The sequence below is a fragment of the Streptomyces chattanoogensis genome (genome assembly GCF_001294335.1).
In the GTDB taxonomy this organism is placed as follows: Bacteria; Actinomycetota; Actinomycetes; order Streptomycetales; family Streptomycetaceae; genus Streptomyces; species Streptomyces chattanoogensis.
In genome coordinates this window covers 1-18,657 of the sequence record NZ_LGKG01000196.1, presented here as the reverse complement: position 1 = coordinate 18,657, position 18,657 = coordinate 1, and the positions used below count along the sequence as shown (strand labels likewise).

General features: G+C 72.1%; 19 protein-coding genes and 1 pseudogene. 10 read left to right on the top strand and 10 right to left on the bottom strand.

The window, feature by feature from the left end; genetic code table 11:
• Nucleotides 1–26 precede the first annotated feature (26 nt).
• Nucleotides 27–671 carry an HNH endonuclease family protein gene (locus tag ADL29_RS36545; protein ID WP_053927810.1) on the bottom strand — a complete coding sequence of 215 codons (645 nt, stop codon included), beginning with the start codon at nucleotides 669–671 and terminating at the stop codon, nucleotides 27–29.
• Between the two features lie 209 nt (nucleotides 672–880).
• Between ADL29_RS36545 and ADL29_RS36540 the strand changes: the two genes are divergently transcribed.
• Nucleotides 881–1,639, top strand: a complete 759-nt coding sequence (locus ADL29_RS36540) for an ABC transporter permease (RefSeq protein ID WP_053927809.1) — start codon at nucleotides 881–883, stop codon at nucleotides 1,637–1,639.
• A 178-nt stretch (nucleotides 1,640–1,817) separates the two neighbouring features.
• The gene (locus tag ADL29_RS36535) at nucleotides 1,818–2,399 is read left to right on the top strand and encodes a TMEM165/GDT1 family protein (RefSeq protein WP_053928055.1); all 582 of its coding nucleotides are present in this window, start codon (nucleotides 1,818–1,820) and stop codon (nucleotides 2,397–2,399) included.
• A 70-nt stretch (nucleotides 2,400–2,469) separates the two neighbouring features.
• Here the strand turns inward: ADL29_RS36535 and ADL29_RS36530 are convergent, their stop codons facing one another.
• The gene (locus tag ADL29_RS36530) at nucleotides 2,470–3,132 is read right to left on the bottom strand and encodes an HAD-IA family hydrolase (RefSeq protein WP_053927808.1); all 663 of its coding nucleotides are present in this window, start codon (nucleotides 3,130–3,132) and stop codon (nucleotides 2,470–2,472) included.
• A 187-nt stretch (nucleotides 3,133–3,319) separates the two neighbouring features.
• Entirely contained in the window at nucleotides 3,320–4,240 is a 921-nt protein-coding gene (locus ADL29_RS36525) for a peptidoglycan-binding domain-containing protein (RefSeq protein WP_245689789.1), read from the bottom strand.
• A 293-nt stretch (nucleotides 4,241–4,533) separates the two neighbouring features.
• Between ADL29_RS36525 and ADL29_RS36520 the strand changes: the two genes are divergently transcribed.
• The 5 genes from ADL29_RS36520 to ADL29_RS36505 all read left to right on the top strand — a co-directional run bounded on the left by ADL29_RS36520 (nucleotide 4,534) and on the right by ADL29_RS36505 (nucleotide 9,526).
• Nucleotides 4,534–6,612: an MDR family MFS transporter gene (locus ADL29_RS36520; RefSeq protein WP_053927807.1), complete on the top strand. Its 2,079-nt coding sequence runs from the start codon at nucleotides 4,534–4,536 to the stop codon at nucleotides 6,610–6,612.
• Between the two features lie 247 nt (nucleotides 6,613–6,859).
• The gene (locus ADL29_RS43180) at nucleotides 6,860–6,997 is read left to right on the top strand and encodes a lasso RiPP family leader peptide-containing protein (protein WP_107095175.1); all 138 of its coding nucleotides are present in this window, start codon (nucleotides 6,860–6,862) and stop codon (nucleotides 6,995–6,997) included.
• A 33-nt stretch (nucleotides 6,998–7,030) separates the two neighbouring features.
• The gene (locus ADL29_RS36515; protein WP_053927806.1) at nucleotides 7,031–8,866 is read left to right on the top strand and encodes a lasso peptide isopeptide bond-forming cyclase; all 1,836 of its coding nucleotides are present in this window, start codon (nucleotides 7,031–7,033) and stop codon (nucleotides 8,864–8,866) included.
• Complete coding sequence (locus ADL29_RS36510; protein ID WP_053927805.1) at nucleotides 8,850–9,101, top strand: lasso peptide biosynthesis PqqD family chaperone; 252 nt, start codon at nucleotides 8,850–8,852, stop codon at nucleotides 9,099–9,101. The genes ADL29_RS36515 and ADL29_RS36510 overlap by 17 nt, the downstream gene beginning before the upstream one ends.
• Nucleotides 9,098–9,526 (top strand): lasso peptide biosynthesis B2 protein, encoded by a 429-nt coding sequence (locus tag ADL29_RS36505; RefSeq protein WP_053927804.1) that lies wholly within the window; start codon nucleotides 9,098–9,100, stop codon nucleotides 9,524–9,526. Before ADL29_RS36510 ends, ADL29_RS36505 begins: the two co-directional genes overlap by 4 nt.
• A gap of 11 nt (nucleotides 9,527–9,537) precedes the next feature.
• On the opposite strand, the gene ADL29_RS36500 is transcribed toward ADL29_RS36505, so the two are convergent.
• The 3 genes from ADL29_RS36500 to ADL29_RS36490 form a co-directional block, all read right to left on the bottom strand.
• Nucleotides 9,538–10,098: a GNAT family N-acetyltransferase gene (locus ADL29_RS36500; RefSeq protein ID WP_053928054.1), complete on the bottom strand. Its 561-nt coding sequence runs from the start codon at nucleotides 10,096–10,098 to the stop codon at nucleotides 9,538–9,540.
• A 99-nt stretch (nucleotides 10,099–10,197) separates the two neighbouring features.
• Nucleotides 10,198–10,524: an antibiotic biosynthesis monooxygenase family protein gene (locus tag ADL29_RS36495; protein WP_053927803.1), complete on the bottom strand. Its 327-nt coding sequence runs from the start codon at nucleotides 10,522–10,524 to the stop codon at nucleotides 10,198–10,200.
• Between the two features lie 63 nt (nucleotides 10,525–10,587).
• Entirely contained in the window at nucleotides 10,588–11,073 is a 486-nt protein-coding gene (locus ADL29_RS36490) for a DUF2000 domain-containing protein (RefSeq protein ID WP_078971563.1), read from the bottom strand.
• 194 nt (nucleotides 11,074–11,267) lie between these two features.
• Between ADL29_RS36490 and ADL29_RS36485 the strand changes: the two genes are divergently transcribed.
• Nucleotides 11,268–12,077, top strand: a complete 810-nt coding sequence (locus tag ADL29_RS36485) for an AraC family transcriptional regulator (RefSeq protein ID WP_053928053.1) — start codon at nucleotides 11,268–11,270, stop codon at nucleotides 12,075–12,077.
• On the opposite strand, the gene ADL29_RS36480 is transcribed toward ADL29_RS36485, so the two are convergent.
• On the bottom strand, nucleotides 12,072–13,199 hold the full coding sequence (locus ADL29_RS36480) for a DUF2330 domain-containing protein (protein WP_425424308.1): 1,128 nt from the start codon (nucleotides 13,197–13,199) through the stop codon (nucleotides 12,072–12,074). The genes ADL29_RS36485 and ADL29_RS36480 overlap by 6 nt on opposite strands.
• Before the next feature lie 156 nt (nucleotides 13,200–13,355).
• The gene (gene proP, locus ADL29_RS36475) at nucleotides 13,356–14,846 is read right to left on the bottom strand and encodes a glycine betaine/L-proline transporter ProP (RefSeq protein WP_107095183.1); all 1,491 of its coding nucleotides are present in this window, start codon (nucleotides 14,844–14,846) and stop codon (nucleotides 13,356–13,358) included.
• Nucleotides 14,847–15,460: 614 nt separating this feature from the next.
• Here proP and ADL29_RS36470 point away from each other — a divergent pair.
• On the top strand, nucleotides 15,461–16,465 hold the full coding sequence (locus ADL29_RS36470; RefSeq protein ID WP_053927801.1) for an aldo/keto reductase: 1,005 nt from the start codon (nucleotides 15,461–15,463) through the stop codon (nucleotides 16,463–16,465).
• Nucleotides 16,466–16,520: 55 nt separating this feature from the next.
• Here the strand turns inward: ADL29_RS36470 and ADL29_RS36465 are convergent, their stop codons facing one another.
• Entirely contained in the window at nucleotides 16,521–17,570 is a 1,050-nt protein-coding gene (locus ADL29_RS36465) for a CU044_5270 family protein (RefSeq protein WP_053927800.1), read from the bottom strand.
• Nucleotides 17,563–18,102, bottom strand: coding sequence for an RNA polymerase sigma factor (locus ADL29_RS36460; RefSeq protein ID WP_046928247.1), 540 nt, complete (start codon nucleotides 18,100–18,102; stop codon nucleotides 17,563–17,565). The genes ADL29_RS36465 and ADL29_RS36460 overlap by 8 nt, the downstream gene beginning before the upstream one ends.
• Nucleotides 18,103–18,237: 135 nt before the next feature.
• Between ADL29_RS36460 and ADL29_RS36455 the strand changes: the two are divergent.
• A pseudogene (locus ADL29_RS36455) lies at nucleotides 18,238–18,657 on the top strand (cbb3-type cytochrome c oxidase subunit I); the annotation flags it as partial.

Below are 18,657 nucleotides of genomic sequence, written 5' to 3'. Positions count from 1 at the left end.
GCGGGCGCGCGGCGTCACCGGAGGGCTCAGCAGCCGTCGAGGATCTTCTTCAGCGCGGCCTTCTCCGCGGAGTCCGCGGTCATGCCGTACTCATGCTTCACCCACACCCACATCCGGGCGTACTCGCAGTGGTACGACGTCTTCGGCGGCAGCCACTTCGCCGGGTCCTTGTCGCCCTTCTCCTGGTTGAGGTTGTCGGTGACGGCGATCAGCTGAGAGTGCGTCAGGTCGTTGGCGAGCTCCTTGCGGCGCTCCGTGGTCCACTGCGCGGCACCCGACTTCCACGCCTCCGACAGCGGTACGACATGGTCGATGTCCAGGTCGGCGGCCTGGGTCCAGGTCGCGCCGTCGTAGGCCGAGACCCACTTGCCGCTCACGGCCGCACAGCTGCCGTCCTGCTGCACGTCCGTACCGTCCCGCTTGAGGACGACCTCGCGGGTGTTGCAGTTGTTGCCCTGGTCGATCCAGTGCGGGAACTTGTCCCGGCTGTAGCCGTCCTGCGGGCCCTCGGGCTGCTCCTTGATCCCGGCGAGGTACGTCCGGGCGGTGGCCGCGTCCGGCGGGCTGGGCGGGGCGGCCTGGGCGCTCTGGCCGCTGAGCGCCAGGGTGCCGATCAGTGCCGTGGCCGCGCCCACGGCGACGGACACGCGACGCGCGTAGACCTTTGACATCGGAACTCCCTTGAAGTGGGGGGAAGTTGAGTTCGCAGCGGGCCCATGGTGGCGACGTGGGGTTGCCACCGGATGGGCTCCAGGTAACAGAGTGACGACATGCTCACGTCAGTTCAAGGTCTTGACAGCATCGCTGACGGGCCGCCATGAGTGTGGCGGGGCAGTCCGGTTGGGACATACCGGCGCATCCGCCCCCCTACAGTGAGCGCGTGCTGCTGCCGGTCAACGTCACCCTCGGAGTCGTCCTCGCCGTCCTGTTGGCCGTCGCCGTGGCCGTCGCCGCCGTGGCCCGCCTGGGCCACGGCCGGGCCATCGCCGTCGCGGGTCTGCGCGCCGCCGCCCAGCTGGCCGCCGTCTCCTACCTCATCGGCTGGGTGGTGCGGGCGCTGCCGTGGCTGCTGTGTTTCCTGGTGCTGATGTTTGCGGTGGCGGTACGGACCGCGGGCCGCCGGATCACCCAGAACCGCACCTGGTGGTGGGCCGCCGTACCGATCGCCGTCGGGGTCGCCCCGGTCATCGGTCTGCTGCTGCTCACCGGCCTCCTCCCGCTCCGCGGCCTCACCCTCATCCCCGTCACCGGCATCCTCATCGGCGGCGCGCTCACCGCCACCGTTCTCGGCGGGCGGCGCGCGCTGGACGAGCTGGAGACCCGGCGGGGGGAGTTCGAGGCGGGGCTCGCGCTCGGGCTGATGGACCGGGACGCGCGGATGGAAGTGGCCCGCCCGGCCGCGTCGGACGCCCTGCTGCCGGGGCTGGACCAGACCAGGACCGTGGGCTTGGTCACACTCCCCGGCGCCTTCGTCGGGATGCTGCTGGGCGGCGCCTCGCCCGTTCAGGCCGGTGCGGTGCAGCTGTTCGTGCTGGTCGCGCTGCTGGCGGTGCAGGCGGCGGCGTGTGCGGTGGTGCTGGAGCTGGTCGCGCGCGGACGGATCCACCGCGTACCCTCGACGTCAGCAGAAGGGGAGTAGCTCTCCGCCGGACCGTCGACATACTGCTGTCCCTCGTGGATGGCCGGCGCCCGGAGCCCGGTACGCAGCCGTACCGCGCCAGCGAGACCTTCGGCCGCAGTGTCCAACGCTGCCGTGCCGAAGCGACCCCTCTTCCGGGCCCCTTTGGTGCGGCCCGACCGATCGAGGTATGCACTTCGTGTTCAGCTTCACCGTCGCCGCCGTGGTCTTCGGCGTCATCTTCCTGGCCGAGCTGCCCGACAAGACCGCACTCGCGGGCCTGATGCTCGGCACCCGCTACCGGGCCTCGTACGTCTTCGCCGGTGTCGCGGCCGCCTTCCTGGTGCATGTCGCGCTCGCCCTCGCCGCGGGCAGCGTGCTCACCCTGCTCCCGCACCGCATCGTCGCGGCGGTGGTCGGGGTGCTCTTCCTCGCAGGTGCCGCCGTGCTGCTCCTCAAGAAGCACGACGACGAGGAAGAGGTGAGGAAGCCCGCCGACCAGAGCTTCTGGAAGGTCTCCGGGGCGGGCTTCATGATGATCCTGGTGGCCGAGTTCGGCGATCTGACCCAGATCATGACCGCCAACCTCGCCGCCCGTTACGACAACCCGCTCTCGGTCGGCGTCGGCGCCGTCCTGGGGCTGTGGGCGGTGGCGGGGCTGGGCATTCTGGGCGGCCGCACGCTGATGAAGTACGTACCGCTCAAGCTGATCACCAAGGTGGCGGCCGGGGTGATGGCCCTGCTGGCGGGGCTGAGTCTGTACGAGGCGGTCACGGGCTGAGGCGGGACTCGTGCGGGTCCGCTCGGGGCGGGACGCCCGGCGTGGCCGCTCGGCCCGCGCGACCGGGCGCTCAGGCCGCGATGTGCAGCGCGATCACGCCGTCCGCCCGCGCCTCGACGCGGACCTGGGTGAGGTCGCGGACGTGGGCGGTGGGCGCGAACGCCGCGGCGCGGTCGCCCACCCCGACGACCCGCATCCCCGCCGCCCGGCCGGCCAAGATGCCCGCCTCGGAGTCCTCGAAGACGATGCAGTCCTCGGGCCGGTGGCCCAGTTCCGCGGCCCCCTTCAGGAACCCTTCCGGGTCGGGCTTGCTGGCGCTCACACACTCCGCGGTGATCCGTACGACCGGCATGGCGAGCCCGGCGGCGCGCATCCGGGCGTCGGACAGGGGGGCGTCGGCGGAGGTCACCAGGGCGTGCGGAAGGCGGGATATCGCCTCCATGAAGGCCGGCGCACCCGGCACCGGCACGACGCCGTCCGTGTCGGCGGTCTCCTGGGCCAGCATCCGGCGGTTGTCCGCCAGGTTGAGCTCCATCGGGCGGTCCGGGAGCAGCGCGGCCATGGTGGCCCAGCCCTGCCGCCCGTGGACGACCTTGAGGACCTCCTCGGCGTCCAGACCCTGCTCGGCCGCCCAGCGGCGCCAGCAGCGCTCGACGACGGCCTCGGAGTTCACGATCGTGCTGTCCATGTCCAGCAGCAGGGCGCGGGCGGTGAGCGTGGTGGTGGCCGTCATCGGCGGGCTCCTGGGCGCTACAGGCGGAGGGGACGGCGCTGCGTGCGAACGACGCAGGCGGTCCCGAAAGACACAATGCGGTCCCGCCCGCCGGTCAGGGAGAACGGGCGGAACCACTTTGTTCCTACACGATACAAAACGGTTCCGGGCGCCGACAACCACCCCCCCCGGTCAGCCGAAGGGCTCGCTACGGCTCCCGGGTCTGTGACTCCAGGGAGGACCGGGTCCCCGCCCCGTAGACACCGTCCGGGTCTCCCGTCACCCCGTACGCCTCCTGATAGCGCGACACCGCGGCCCGTACCTCCGCGTCGTACCGCCCGTCGGTGAGGCCCGGATAGCGGCCCAGCTGCCGCAGCCGGTTCTGCAGCTCGGCCACCTCCGGGCCGCTGGATCCTTCGCGGAGCACGATCGGGCCGGTGGGCGGGGCGCTCGTGGGGCCGCCGGGGGCGTGGCCGACGCTGCCCGCGGCCCGGGTGGGGGCGGGCGGCCGCGGTGCCGGTGTCCGGTACAGGGTGTAGGTCTTCCTGGGGGCCGGGCGGGAGCTGGGGTGCGGCGCGGGCGCGTGGCGGGTGGGCGGGCCCGTGAGGGAGCCGGTTCCGGAGGGCTCGGGGCTGTCGGATGCGGGGGAGGGGGTGGTGGGGGCGGCCGTGCCGCGGTCGGGCGGTGCGGCCCGGTCCCGCCCGCCGCCGGACAGGGCCTCGCTGCCGATCAGTACCGCGGCGGCGGCCACGGCTGCCCCGGTGGCCGCCAGTGCCGCGGATAACGCGCGCTTGCGGGGCGGGACGGGGGTGACGGGATCGTCCGGGGCGGCCGGGGACGCCCAGGACGCGGTGAAGGTCCTGGAGGTGGGGCCGGGGCGGCGCGGCCGGGGGACCGTGGGCGGCGCCCCGGGGGCGGAGGAGTCCGTTCCCGTAGAGGCCCCGGAGCTTTGCCCGGAGCCGTTCGGGCGGCCCGCACTGTCCGGCTGGGCGTCCCGCCCGGTCAGTGACACATACGGCCGTATGCGCAGCGGATCGAAGTCCTCCGCACCGGCCGCCGCACACAGACAGGCCGGCCGGCCGTCGCCGCGTGCGGGAGCAGAGCAGTGCGGGCAGGTCTGTGCCGTCACGAACGGTCGCCTCCATGGAGCCGTCGAGCCCTCGAACCGGCAGCGATTATCCAGAGCCCGCCGGGGTCCGGACAGGCACTCCGGGCGTCCGCCGGGCATCCCCCGGGTGTCCATCGGGCAACCACGGCCGCCGGAGGGGGCAGGGTGCGCCATAGCCCGCTCAGCAGGCCATATCGGGCGGAACCCACCACGATGGAAGGAACGCCAAGGGCGGTCCGCCGGGAGCGGGCCGCCCCCATGGCGGTCACGCCCTGGACGGACGGCGGGTCACGCCGCGGACGGAGGAGACGCTCATGGCGCAGGACACCAGCGCTCCGGCGATACCCGGTGCGGGCCGGTCCCAGCGGACGGTCCTCGTCGCGATCGGCGCGCTGCTGCTCGGCATGCTGATCGCGGCACTCGACCAGACCATCGTCGCCACCGCGCTGCCCACCATCGTCAGCGACCTGGGCGGCCTCGACCATCTGTCCTGGGTGGTCACCGCCTACCTCCTGGCCTCGACGGCCGCGACACCGCTGTGGGGCAAACTCGGCGACCAGTACGGCCGCAAGAAGCTGTTCCAGACCGCGATCGTGATCTTCCTGATCGGCTCGGTGCTCTGCGGTATCGCGCAGGACATGGCGCAGCTGATCGCCTTCCGGGCCCTCCAGGGGCTGGGCGGCGGTGGCCTGATCGTGCTGTCGATGGCGATCGTCGGCGACATCGTGCCGCCCCGGGAACGCGGCAAGTACCAGGGCCTGTTCGGCGCCGTGTTCGGCGGTACCAGCGTCCTCGGACCGCTGCTGGGCGGGCTGTTCGTCGACCACCTCAGCTGGCGCTGGGTCTTCTACATCAACGTCCCCGTCGGCATCGTCGCGCTGGCCGTCATCGCCGCCGTACTGCACATCCCGCGCCGCCGCACCCCGCACCGGATCGACTACCTGGGCACCGCCCTGATCGCCGCCGTGGCCGCCTGCTTCGTGCTGATGACCTCGCTCGGCGGTGTGACCTACCCCTGGAGCTCCTGGCAGATCGTGGGATTCGGCGTACTGGGCGTCCTTCTGCTGGGCGCGTTCGTCCTGGTGGAGCGCCGGGCCGCCGAACCCGTCCTCCCCCTGCGTCTGTTCACCCTGCGCACCTTCACCCTCTGCGCCGTCATCGGCTTCGTCATCGGCTTCGCGATGTTCGGCTCGATGACGTATCTCCCGACGTTCCTGCAGGTCGTACAGGGCGTCTCGCCGACCATGTCCGGTGTGCACATGCTGCCGATGGTGCTCGGCATGCTGCTCTCCTCCACAGCATCCGGGCAGATCGTCTCCCGCACCGGCCGCTACAAGGTCTTCCCGGTCCTCGGCACCGCCGTGGTCACCCTCGGCCTGCTGCTCCTGCACCAGCTCGACCCCGCCAGCAGCGTCGCCGAGATGAGCGGCTACTTCTTCGTCTTCGGTTTCGGGCTCGGCCTGGTCATGCAGGTCCTGGTGCTCATCGTGCAGAACGCCGTTCCCTACCAGGACCTCGGCGTGGCCACCTCCGGCGCCACGTTCTTCCGCTCCATCGGCGCCTCGTTCGGCGTCTCCCTCTTCGGCACGGTCTTCGCCAACAAGCTCGGCCCGCGGATCGCCCACGCCCTCGCCGGGCAGCAACTGCCGCCCGGCGTCGACCCGTCGAGGATCGCCGAGGACCCGCGCACCGTCACCCGGCTCCCGGCCGGAACGGCTGCCCGCGTCCTGGACGCCTACTCCGTCTCCATCACCGACGTCTTCCTCTACGCGGTCCCGGTCGTCCTCGTCGCCTTCACCCTGGCCTGGTTCCTCAAGGAGGAGCCGCTGCGCGCCAGCGTCACCGCTCCCGAGACCAGCGAGGTGGTCTCCTCCAACCCCGTCGAGCGGTCCTCGCGCGACGAATGCGCCCGCGCCCTGTCCAAGCTCGGCAGCATGGAAGGCCGCAAGCACATCTACGAGAAGATCACCGCGCGGGCCGGCCTCGACCTCAGACCGGCCGCCAGCTGGCTGCTGCTGCGCATCCGGCATTACGGATCGGTGGAACCGGCCCTGCTCGTCGAACGCACCAATGTGCCGCTCGGCGTGATCTCCGAGGGCGTCCGCCAGATCGAGGAGCGCGGCCTCGCCGCACGCGAAGGCCTGATGCTGCTGCTCACCGACCGCGGACGCGAGGCGGCCGGGCGGCTCTCCGACGCGCGCCAGGAATCCCTGGCGGAACTGCTGGGCGACTGGTGGACCGAGGACTGCCCCACCGACCTGACCGAAATCGTCCGCGAACTGACCGCCGAACTCTGCGGATCCGACGCGGAGGAGCCGCACGACGGCAACGCCCGCCAGCCCGTCGCCCGCACACCGCACCGGACGCCGCGGCCGCCCGGGGTGCCGAAGTGACGGTGGCCGGGCAGCGGGAACCCACCGGGAACCCACCGAGTGAGAAACACGTTTCCCGTTCACCGGCGACAAGGGGCTTTCCGCCGCTCAATCACCCCCTCCACCAGCGGCATTGGCCTGGAACCTAACCGTCCGGATCGGGCATCACCCGCTAGATCGTAAAAAAGTTCGATCAAGTCCCTTGTATGGGTGTTAACTTGTGAACCGGCAGTCGGATGACTGCCGGTTTGTACTGTTGGAGGCTGTTATGGAAGAGCAGAACGAGCTCTCGAACGTAGAGCCCTACGCGCCCCCGATGCTGGTCGAGGTCGGCGAGTTCAGCGAGGACACGCTGGGCTTCATCGGCTGGGGCAAGGACATCTTCGGCCACTACGGCGGCCGCTGACCGTCGACGGCTGACTCTCAGGAGCAAGCAGAGATGACCGGTGCTGGGTTCGTGGTCCTGCCGGACACGGCGTCCGCAGCCGAGGCGCGCGTGGTGGTGCCCTGGGCGGCTCCGCGGGTGCACTCGCATGCGTCGGGGCGTCCATGGCTGGTGGGACGGTGGCTGCCCGGAGAGATCCAGGTGGTCACCGCGGGCCCGGTACGAGTGGCGGTGATCGGGGTCTGCCCGGTCACCGCCACGCGGTTGTCCGAACTCACCGCGCGGATAAGGACGGTGTCCGATGTGGACACCCTCGCGGCGGCGCTGCCCGGCTCCTGCCACGTGGTCGCCTCCGTCGACGGCCGGCTGCGCGTCCAGGGCAGCCTGACCGGCCTGCGCCGGGTGTTCCACACCCGGGTCAACGGCCTGACGGTGGCCGCCGACCGGGCCGACGTCCTGGCCGCGATGACCGGCGCCGGAATCGACGAACGCGCCCTGGCCGTACGGCTTGCCTGCGGAGGGCTCGTCCCGCCGGCGCTCGGCGACCGGCCCCTGTGGAAGGGCGTCACCCCGCTGGCTCCGGACCACTACCTGCTGTGGGACGGCGAACGGACCCGGGACGTACGGTGGTGGCAGCCGCCGGCCCCCGAACAGCCGCTGCCGGCCGGGGCACGGGCCGTACGGGAGGCGCTCACCTCCGCCCTGCAGGACCGCGGACCGGCCGAGGGCCGGCTGAGCACGGACCTGTCCGGCGGCATGGACTCCACCTCCCTGTGCTTTCTCGCCGCCCGCAGCGTCCCGGACCTCCTGACGTTCCGATGGGGCGAGGCCGAGGCGGGCAACGACGACGCCGCCTTCGCCGCCCACTCCATCGGCGCCCTCGACCGGGCCGACCACGTGGTGGTGCCGCCCGCCGAACTCCCCGCGCTGTACGCCGACGCGGACGTCCTGATGGACACCGAAGAGCCCTACCCCTTCGTCCGCACCGCCGCGCGCACGCACCACACCGCACGGCTGCTCGCCGACCGGGGATCGCACCGCCATCTGGCCGGCCACGGCGGCGACGAACTCTTCACCCCGTTCTCCGGCTATCTGCACGGTCTCCTGCGGCGCCATCCGGTGGCCGCGTTCCGGCACGTCCGCGGATATGCCGCGCTCGAACGCTGGCCGCTGCTGCACACCCTGGCCTCGCTGGTGCGCCCCGGTGACGAGGCGTCATGGTGGCGGGCGCAGGCCGATCACCTCACCGACCCGCCGCTGCGCAAACGCCGGCCCGGCCTGGGCTGGGGCCTGTGGCCGCTGCGCGCCCCGTCCTACGTCACCGGCACGGCCGTCGCGGAGGCCCGGGAGGTGCTGCGGCACACCGCGGACACCACCCGCCCGCTCTCCCGCGACCTCGGCCAGCACCAGCTGCTCCTGGCGGTGCGCACCAGCGCCCCCTGGTACCGCCTGCTGGCCCGCCCGTTCGCCGAGGCCGGTGTGCAGCTCGACTCGCCGTTCTTCGACGACCGGGTCGTCGAAGCCGTGGCGGGCGTCCGTGTCCATGAGCACTCCGGCCCCTGGCGCTACAAGCCGCTGCTGGCCGAGGCGATGCGCGGCATCGTGCCCGAAACGGTGCTGGGCCGCTCCACCAAGGGCGAATTCAGCGAGGAGGCCAACTCCGGCCTGCGCCGCAACCTGCCCGCGATCCTGGAGCTGTTCGACGACTCCGCGCTGGCCGCCCACGGCCTGATCGACCCCGGCGAACTGCGCACCCGTCTGCTGGCCCCGCAGGCGGACAACGCCATGAGCATCGCCCTGGAACCGCTGATCGGCTGCGAAACCTGGCTGCGCGCCGCCACCCGACCCACCCCTGCTTGGAGGTTCGACGCCCATGCGTCTGCATCCTGACGTGGTCTCCACCGACACCGACGACGGCACCGTCCTGCTCAACGGACGCACCGGGCGCTACTGGCAGCTCAACGCCACCGGGGCCCATGTGCTGCGCGGGCTCCTCGACGGCCTCAGCCCCGACGACATCGCGGCCGGCGTCGCGACCCGGCACCGGATAGACCCGTCCCGGGCCGAGCGGGACGTCACCACCGTGATCGGCCAACTCCGCACCGCGGGACTGGTGATCGCGTGAGCCTGCCCGTCGCGCTGGCCGAGCGACGCCGACTGCCCCTGCACCGGCGGCTCGTACCGCTGCTGGCGGTCGGCATCGCCCGCCTGCTCGCCAAGGCCAAACCGGCCCGGCTGCGCACCGTCCTCGAATTCGCCCGCCGCGGCGCGTCCCCGGCCACCGCCGACCAGGCCCTCGAGGCCCGCGCAGCGGTCGTCTCGGTCAGCCTGCGCTGCGCCGGTCAGGGCTGTCTGCAACGCTCCATCGCCACCGCACTGCTCTGCCGCACACGCGGCGTCTGGCCCACCTGGTGCACGGGCGTACGCACCCATCCCTTCGCCGCCCACGCCTGGGTGGAAGCCGACGGCGAACCCGTCGGCGAACCCCACCCCAAGGGCCACTTCAAGCCGCTGATCTCCATACCTCCGCTGCGGAGCGGCGAGGGATAGCCGGCCCGGACTCACCCGCCGAGCCGCTCCTCGCACACACCCAGCCGCTCCTCGAAGACACCGAGCCGCTTCTCGAAGAAGATCTCCGCATAGATGTCGTCGTGGTACCGCGGGATCTCGGTGAAGCCGTGCCGCCGGTAGAGCGCGATCGCCTCCACCAGATCCAGCCGGGTGTCCAGCCGGATGCGCCCGGCACCCATCCGGACCGCGGCCGACTCGGCGGCCGTGAGCAGTCCGCCCGCGCCGCCCCGGCCGCGGTAGGGGACCCTTACGAACATCTGCTTGAGCTCCGCGGTCCGCTCGTCCAGCAGCCGTACCCCGGCACAGCCGGCGACGGCATCGTCGTACCGGGCGATCAGCAGCACGCCATGAGGCGGCGTCAGATGGTCGTCCGGATACTCCGCCAGGCCTTCCGCGATCTCCTCGGGCGTCGCGCGCCGCCCTTCGTGCAGCGCGAAGTAGCGGTCGGCGACCTCGGTGTAGTAGTCCCGCAACAGCGCCCGGGCATCGGGCGAACCCCAAGGCTCGGCGGAAACGGTCCAGGGGAGGCGGAGGGCGGCGGTCTGACTCATGGCCGCATTGTCGCCGCGGCCGGGGAGCGGGACGCAAGCGATTTCGGCGGCGCGGTCGGCGGCGACGGACACCGCGCGGCGCCCGCCACCGCCGTACGCTCAGCCCTTCTTGGGGCTCGCCTGCTGCACCACCTCGAAGGACCACAGCGTGGACCCGGTCGCGGCCGGCTTGGGCCGCTCCCCGCCCTCGCCGCCGCCCTGGTGAGCAGCCTTCATCGGCCCCTCCATCCAGGCCTGGAAGGATTCCTCGTCCCGCCAGCGGGTGTAGACGAGGTACTGATCGGTGCCCTCCACGGGCCGCAGCAGCTCGAACCACTCGAAGCCGTCCGCGGAGTCCACCGTTCCGGCGCGCGCCCCGAACCGCTGCTCCAGGACCTCCCGCTGTTCGGCGGGGACGGTCAGCACGTTGATCTTCACGATGCTCATGCGCCCATCGTGCCGTACGGCGCAAAGGAGCCGCCGACCAGGTCCACCGTGGTGCCGGACGGGTCACCCGTGCAGCTTCAGGCCTTTGGTGATCTTGTCGATGGTGTTGCGCGGCCCGTACACCGCGAGCCCCACCAGATCGAGGTCACCGGCGGCCACGGCCCGCACCGACGCGCGGTTGTCGTCGTCGTTGCCGGTGCGGAACATCTCGGTGGTGTAGACGGCGGTCGGCACGGCGCGGCTGAGCGCGCGGGCGTGGGTACGGGACAGCGCGCCGGAGTCGGCGGTGAAGCAGAGCACCGGTTCGCGGAACAGCGCCAGGTAGTCGTTCCCCGAGGCGTCCTCGTAGCGGTGCCTGCCCATGATGTCGTCGGAGGAATGGGCGATGCCGCTCGCCAGGAAGGCGGTGACGTTGAGCTTCTGCCACACGGCGAGGTCCTCGCGGACGATTACGGCGATCTTGGTCCCGAAGCGGGGGCCGGGGCCGGCGGCGGGCGCGGTCGCGAGGGCGGGGGGAGTCACAGCGGGGCTGGTGATCGGCGTAGTCATGGCAGGGAGTCTCGTCCGGCATCCGGACCGCCGTATTGAACGCTGGTGCGGCGCGGCACACTGGGCGCATGAACGGGAGGCGGGACGGGGACGCCGGGAACGCCCGGGAGCATGGGGACACCCGGGAGCGCGGAGGCACCGGCGGCGGCGACTGGGCGCGGTACTGGCGCGACCCGGAGCGTCCCCTGGAGGCCATGCATGCGCACTTCGTCCGGCATGTGTTCCACCCGCACAGCCATGACGCCTACTCGTTCGCCGTCACCGAGGCCGGCGCCCAGCGCTTCACCTGCCGCGGCGCCGGTCACACCAGCGCCGCCGGCATGGTCATGGCGTTCAACCCGGACGACCCGCACGACGGGGAGGCGGCCGTCGACCTCGGCTTCACCTACCGGATCATGCACATCGGTCCCGACGTGGTACGCGACGTTCTCGACGATGTCACCGACGGCCGCGGCAGCATGCCGCTCTTCGCCCAGCCGGTGGTCGACGATCCGGTGCTGGCGCGGGCGCTGCGCAGACTGCACCCCGCGCTGGTCGGGGCCGCGGACCCGCTCGTACGGGAGGAACGGCTCGGCGCCGCCGTCGAGGCCATGGTGCGGCGCAACGCCACCAGGGGTGCCGCCCGGTCCGGGCCCCGGGAGCTGACGGGCGGTGCGCAGACGAGGGCGGCCCGGCGGGTACGCGACCTCCTGAGGGCCGCCTACAGCCGGCCGCTCACCGCCCAGGACCTCGCCGACGCCGCCGGATGCAGCCGCTTCGCGCTCTACCGGGCGTTCCGCGCCGCGTACGGCATGTCCCCCAGCGACTACCAGCGGCTGCTCCGCCTGCGCCACGCCCGCACGCTGCTCATCGGTGGCCGCCCCGCCTCCGAGGCGGCCACCGAGGCGGGCTTCGCCGACCAGGCGCACTTCCACCGCTGGTTCGTCCGCTGCTTCGGCATCACACCGGGGGCGTTCCGGCGGGCCGCGGCGGTGACGCAGTGCCCCGGCCCGGCGAGGTCATGACCCGCTGACGTCCCGCCTGCGCCGCCGCACCGTCAGCGCGATCACCACCAGCAGCAGCACCCCGCCCACCACAAGAATCCAGACGGGTACGCCGCCCGCCTTCATCAGCACATCCGTGTAGTGGACCCGCCGATACGGCGTATCGGCGGCCGCCCGCCGCAGCTCATGATCGCCGCTGATCCGCTCCGGATGCGGAAAGCGCTGGTCGATGGCGGTCAGAAAGGCCCCGCCGGTACCGGCAAGGGCGCTCACCGGCGTCCCCTCGGTCTTGATCCGGCCCGCGAAGAAGACCTCCGGCGCCGAACCGCCGATGGCGCCGCGCGGCTCCATCCGGTGCGGTGCGAGCACATACAGACCCAGCGACTGCTGCGTCGTGGCGAGCCGGGACAACCGCATCGGGTAGACCAGGCGGTCGCTGGCGAAGGACAGCCGCAGCGGGTCGAGGGTGCCGTTCAGGAAGCCGTACTTCTGGGCGGGGGCCAGCCGGATCGCGACGTATTCCCAGTGCTGGGCCACATACGGGCGCAGTCCGGTCGCGAGCGAGGACGGCAGCCGGAAGCCGTGGGACGTCAGCCAGCCGCGCAGGGCGTCGGGGTCGGTGGCGGTCAGCCGGGCCACATCGAAGGGGCCCAGGCGCTCCCGGCCGACGAGGCCGACGCCCGGGCCGGCGGCGCCGGGTGCGGGGGCCCCGGCCGTGTCCCCGTCGCTCCACCGGAAGGGCCAGTCGCCGCCGTGCGGCCAGAAGTAGGAGCGGTCCTTCTCGACCGGCTTCGTGAGCGAGGCAAGCTCGTCGAACAGCGCCCTGTCGCCCAGTTTCACCGTGGCGCGGTGCGGGACCGGCATGATCCAGGCGGCATCCGGGGCGTCACCGTGCACCGTCAGGCTCATCACGATCTGCTCGGTCCTGCCGTCCCAGTGCACCGCCGAGGTCTCCCGGTCCACCGACATGGTGGTCTTCGGGTCGACGACCATCGCACCGCAGCCGCAGGCGTACGCCGGCCTGGCCAGCGCCACCAGCTGCATGGCCAGCAGCATCAGCACCACCAGCAGCGCCTGCTGCCGCCGGATGCTCCGGACATTCCGAGCCGAAGCCGCGCCCATCCCCAGTCCCCCGATCGCCACGTGCCGATCACGGTGATCGGCAGCGTCACAGACGGGCGCGGCGGTGCCTGTGGTTCCCCCTGCGGGCGTGTTCCTCACCGGCCGGAGCCGGTGAGGCCGCCCCAGGGGGCGGCCCCAAGTGGCGCCTCAGGCCGTGTCAGGCGGCGTCAGGCCGCCTCAGGCCGCCGATGCGGCTTCGGCGCCGCGGGACGCGCGGACGATCTCGCGGGCCTCCGCCTCGGTCTCGACGGCCGGCGGCGAACCGGGCAGCGGCCTGCGCGCACTCTCGGACATCCGCCATACGGCGATCCCGCCGATCACGGCCGCCGCCATCATGTAGTAGGCGGGCATCATCTTGTTGCCGGTCGCCCCGATGAGCGCGGTGACCACCAGGGGAGTCGTACCGCCGAACAGCGAGACCGAGATGTTGAAGCCGATCGACAGCGAGCCGTAGCGCACCTTGGTCGGGAAGAGCGCGGGCAGCGCGGAGGGCATCGCCGCGGTGAAGCACACCAGCAGCAGGCCCAGTGCACCCATGCCCAGCGCGATGGCGGCCAGCGAGCCCTGGCGGATCAGCAGCAGCGCCGGAACGGACAGCACCAGGAAGCCGGCGCAGCCCGCCGCGATGACCGGGCGGCGGCCGAAGCGGTCGGACAGCCTGCCCGCGAAGGGCTGCACGCCCATCATCACGACCATCACGCCGAGCACGACCATCAGCCCATGCGTCTCGTCGTACTTCAGCTCCGAGGTCAGATAGCTCGGCATGTACGACAGCAGCATGTAGTCGGTGACGTTGAAGACCAGGACCAGCCCCACGCACAGCAGCATCGCCCGCCACTGACCGAAGACCATCTCGCGGACGCCGATCCGCTTCTCGGCCTCGCGGCGCTCCTTCTCCTTGGTGCGCGCCTCCTTCTCCAGCCGGGCGAAGGCCGGGGTCTCCTCGAGACGCATCCGCAGGTAGAGGCCGATGATGCCCATCGGGCCCGCGATCAGGAACGGAATCCGCCAGCCCCACGCGTGCAGATCGTGGGTGGACAGCAGCGCGGTCATCAGCGTGACCAGGCCGGCGCCGCCGACGTAACCGGCCAGCGTGCCGAACTCCAGCCAGCTGCCGAGGAAACCGCGCTTCTTGTCGGGCGCGTACTCGGCGATGAAGGTGGACGCGCCACCGTACTCACCACCGGTGGAGAAGCCCTGCACCAGGCGCGCGGCCAGCAGCAGAATCGGCGCACCGACGCCGATGGTGGCGTAGGAGGGGATCAGGCCGATGGCGAAGGTGCCCGCCGCCATCATGATCATGGTGATCGCGAGGACCTTCTGCCGCCCGATCCGGTCGCCGAGCGGCCCGAAGACCATGCCGCCGATCGGGCGGACCAGGAACGCCGCCGCGAACGCACCGAAGGTCGACAGCAGCTGCGCGGTGGGGTTGCCGGAGGGGAAGAAGACATGCCCGAGGGTGACGGCGATGTAGCTGTAGACGCCGAAGTCGAACCACTCCATCGCATTGCCGAGGGCGGCCGCGGACACCGCTCGCCTGACCATCGCGGGGTCGACGACGGTGACCTCGTCCGACGTCCGCTTCTCCAGGTCGGGTGCGGCATCGGTACGGCTGGGGCCGCGGCCGTGGGTGGGGGCCCCGGATGCGACGGGGGACTGCGTCGGCACGTGTTCGCTCGCCTGCGCTCTCTTGGACGACTGCATGACATCGCCCGCCATGGAGTGACGGGCAAAGGTCGACCATAGGGGCAGAACGGGTCATCACGGACAGTGTGCGGATGACCGCGCGATCGGTCGTCTACCCGCTCCTTGCTGGGCAAACGCGTTTCCTTGCGGATTTTCGCGGGACTTTCGTCTGTGATCCATATCGCGGTAATTCACTGCAACCCTCACGCTCTGTGACGCGGGGGAGTGCGGGTCCCTGTGGCGCGCGCCATGCAGGAAAACGGCGCGACGGCCCACTTCGCCGCCGCGCCGATGGATCGTCGCGTCCCTCAAGGATCCGGCATCCGGGCACGTCCCGCCACTTGGGTGCGGTGTGTCCCCGGGGCCCGGCCGGGCAGCGGAACCCGCGGCGGCCGCGCCCCTCGTCGCCCCGCGCGCGGGCCCAACCCCGTTGACGCCAGGGCGTGTTCGCTCCGTTACGATCACCTCCAAGCGGCTTCCCCGTCCCCGAAGGGTCCGGCGGAGCCGATCCAGCGCGTGAGGGAGAACGTCATGGGCAGCACACCTGACCTGAACGGCGCTCACCGGCGCACGTCCGGCTACCGGAACGGCACCCGGTGAAGACCCGCCGGCTCGGCAGCGGCGAGCGCTCCGCACCCGTGTCCGCGATCGGTCTCGGCTGTATGGGGATGTCCGTCGCGTACGGGCCCGCCGACGCGGACGAGGCCCGGCGCACGCTCGACCGGGCCGCCGAGCTGGGCGTCACCTTCCTCGACACGGCGGACGCCTACGGCCGCGGCGCCAACGAGGAGCTCATCGGCCACTGGATGCGCGACCGGGGCCGCCGCGCCGACGTCTTCCTCGCCACGAAGTTCGGGCTGCGGCACGACGCCGCCACCGGGCGCGTCGACACCGTGGACACCTCACCGCGGTACGTACCGGCCGCCTGCGACGCCTCGCTCCGACGCCTCGGCGTCGACCGCATCGACCTCTACTACGCCCATCGCCGCGACCCCGCCACCCCCGTCGAGGACACCGTGGGCGCCATGGCGGAACTGGTCTCGGCCGGAAAGGTGGCACATCTCGGCCTCTCCGAGGTGAGCCCCGCGACGCTGCGTGCCGCGCACGCCGTACACCCCATCGCCGCGGTCCAGTTGGAGTACTCCCTCTTCACCCGGGACGTGGTGGAGGGCGAGATGCTCGCCACCTGCCGTGAGCTGGGCATCTCCGTCGTGGCGTACTCACCCCTGGGCCGCGGCATGCTCGCCGGGGCGCTCGCCTCCCGGGACGAGCTCACCGAGGAGGACAACCGCCGCCGCTGGCCCCGCTTTTCGGCGGACAACATCGGCCGCAACCTCGCCCTCGTCCACGAGGTCCGGCGTCTCGCCGCGGAGATCGGCGTCACGCCCGCGCAGGCGGCACTCGGCTGGCTGCTGGCCCAGGGGGACGACATCGTGCCGATCCCGGGGACCAAACGGGTGCGCTACGTCGAGGAGAACGCCGCGGCCGCCGGGACGGGCCTCACACCCGAGCAGGCCGAGCGGCTGCGGGCGGCGGTCCCCGGGGCGGCCGTGGCCGGCGCACGCTACCCGGAGCAGGCGCTGCGCCGTCTGGGCCACTGACCGGGCCGGCCACCGGAAGGCCGTACCCGGTCCCGGGCCCGCTCCCGGGGACGCCTCATGGCATCCACGCCTCGTACGACAGCACCTCCCCGGACCTGATCCTCAAGTCGGGAAGGTTCTTTGTGAACGTGATCTCGCTGCCCAGGAGTTGTCCGGTCCGGGGATCGAGGATCACCATCTGGCGGGTGGCGTTCCGGCCGCCGTCCGGGCCGTCGTAGACATATGCCTGACCGCGGCGGCCCAGCCGGTCGGTGACCGCACCCGCCGGACGCAGGCCCTCCGCATCCGCCAGCACCCGGACGATGGCCGCCGTCTCCCGCGGCCCCGGTGTCCATTCCTGGCGCAGGGACGAGAGCGCGAGCAGCAGCTGCGGCGTCCGGGCGCCTGCCGGGCCCGCCGTGTCGCCTCTTCCGCCCCCTCCGCCCCCGTAGAGCGTGGCAAGCTGGTCGCGCAGCGCGCCGGGGTCGGTCGGCGGCTTCGTACGGACGGTGAGGCGTCGCTGCCGCTGCCCGTCCGCCGAACCCGCCGGATAGGTCTTGCGGTGCAGCACTTTGCCGTCGTTGACGGTGTGCCAGCTGCCGCCCGTGTCGTTGATCACCGGGCGGCCGGGGAGCCGCGGGTCGGTGGCCACGACCAGTTCGGAGCCGCTGCCGTCCGCGCGCCACCGGGTGATGCGTTCCTCGGGCACGGTGACCGGCGGCGCGGCATCGGGGCCCGTCCTCATGCTCAGATACCAGCTCTGCAGATGGCTGCCCCTGTGCGGCCCGTCCGCGGCGCCGGCCGTCCGCGCCCTGGCCTCGGCCCGGCGGGCGAGCTCGGCCAGCGGGACGGCGGGGGCGTCGGCGCGCGGGGCGAGTGCGACGGGCATCGCAACGGCCTTGCCGGACCCGGCATCGGAGAAGGTGAAGGCGAGCGCGGCGCCGAGGGCGAGCACGGCGGCCTCGGCCCTGAGCACCAGGCGCCGCCGGGCCCGCTTCGTCCGTGCGCTGTGCAGCAGGCGGTTCAGGCCGCGTTCGGCGCGGGCGTGCAGCGGGCCGTCCCGCCAGGGGCCGTCGTCGGCCCGGGCGGGATCGGCCGCGCGCAGCAGATCCAGTTCGTCACCCATTGCCATCGTCTCCTGCTCGTACGGACACGGTCATCCGCGTACGGTCGATTTCCGCGCGAAGCCGCCGCCGCGCCCGGTGCAGCCGCATCGCCGCCGCGCTCTGCCCGCACCCCAGCGTCACCGCCAGTTCCTCTACGGTCAGTTCCTCCCAGGCCGTCAGACGCAGCACCTCCTGATCGGCGGCCGAGAGACGGGCCAGCACGTCGTGCACCCAGGAGCCGGGACGTTCCGTGTCGGGGCTGTCCACGGTCTGCCTGCCGTGCGCCGCCTCGTGATGGCCGATCCGGTGCAGCAGCCGGCGGTAGCGCCCGAGCCCGCGCACCGTGTTGGCCAGGCAGTTCCGGGCCACCCCGTACAGCCACGGCAGCGGGGCGTCGGGGAGTTCGGCGCGGCGTCTCCAGGCTATGGAGAAGACCTCCGCCACCACTTCCTCGACCTCATGTGCCTGCCCGTCCAGCCGCCGCGCCACAAAGCGGCTGACCGCCCAGTAGTGCGCGCGGTAGGCATCGGCGAAGGCGTCGTCCGTGCTCATGAACCGTTGGTGTCCGGCATGGCCCCGATCTTCACACCTTCCCCGGGTGAGACTTCACACCCGGCCGTGACGCCCCTTCGTCCCCGGAGACGGTGAAGTGTGCGGCGGCCCCGGACACCTACGGAGCATGAAGCTCCCCGCCAGGCGTTCACGATGCACGGCACGATCATGCTGCTGATGTTCGCGACGCCGCTGTTCGCCGGATTCGCGAACTGGATCATGCCGCTGCAGATCGGCGCCCCCGATGTCGCCTTCCCCCGGCTGAACATGCTCGCCTACTGGCTCTATCTCTTCGGATCCCTGATTGCCGTGGGCGGTTTCCTCACTCCGCAAGGGGCCGCCGACTTCGGCTGGTTCGCGTATGCGCCGCTCGCCGATGCCGTCCATTCCCCCGGCGTCGGCGGAGATATGTGGATCATGGGTCTGGCCTTCTCCGGCTTCGGCACCATCCTCGGCTCGGTCAACTTCATCACCACGATCATCTGCATGCGCGCGCCCGGCATGACGATGTTCCGGATGCCGATCTTCACCTGGAACGTGCTGCTGACCGGTGTG

Excerpts from the sequence above, each read along its gene's own strand:
- ADL29_RS36520 (WP_053927807.1), top strand. The coding sequence starts at position 4,534 with ATGGCGCAGGACACCAGCGCTCCGGCGATACCCGGTGCGGGCCGGTCC.
- ADL29_RS43180 (WP_107095175.1), top strand. The coding sequence starts at position 6,860 with ATGGAAGAGCAGAACGAGCTCTCGAACGTAGAGCCCTACGCGCCCCCG.
- ADL29_RS36465 (WP_053927800.1), bottom strand. The coding sequence starts at position 17,570 with ATGGGTGACGAACTGGATCTGCTGCGCGCGGCCGATCCCGCCCGGGCC.
- ADL29_RS36490 (WP_078971563.1), bottom strand. The coding sequence starts at position 11,073 with ATGACTACGCCGATCACCAGCCCCGCTGTGACTCCCCCCGCCCTCGCG.
- ADL29_RS36530 (WP_053927808.1), bottom strand. The coding sequence starts at position 3,132 with ATGACGGCCACCACCACGCTCACCGCCCGCGCCCTGCTGCTGGACATG.
- ADL29_RS36510 (WP_053927805.1), top strand. The coding sequence starts at position 8,850 with ATGCGTCTGCATCCTGACGTGGTCTCCACCGACACCGACGACGGCACC.
- ADL29_RS36500 (WP_053928054.1), bottom strand. The coding sequence starts at position 10,098 with ATGAGTCAGACCGCCGCCCTCCGCCTCCCCTGGACCGTTTCCGCCGAG.
- ADL29_RS36485 (WP_053928053.1), top strand. The coding sequence starts at position 11,268 with ATGCATGCGCACTTCGTCCGGCATGTGTTCCACCCGCACAGCCATGAC.
- ADL29_RS36460 (WP_046928247.1), bottom strand. The coding sequence starts at position 18,102 with ATGAGCACGGACGACGCCTTCGCCGATGCCTACCGCGCGCACTACTGG.
- ADL29_RS36495 (WP_053927803.1), bottom strand. The coding sequence starts at position 10,524 with ATGAGCATCGTGAAGATCAACGTGCTGACCGTCCCCGCCGAACAGCGG.
- ADL29_RS36545 (WP_053927810.1), bottom strand. The coding sequence starts at position 671 with ATGTCAAAGGTCTACGCGCGTCGCGTGTCCGTCGCCGTGGGCGCGGCC.
- ADL29_RS36515 (WP_053927806.1), top strand. The coding sequence starts at position 7,031 with ATGACCGGTGCTGGGTTCGTGGTCCTGCCGGACACGGCGTCCGCAGCC.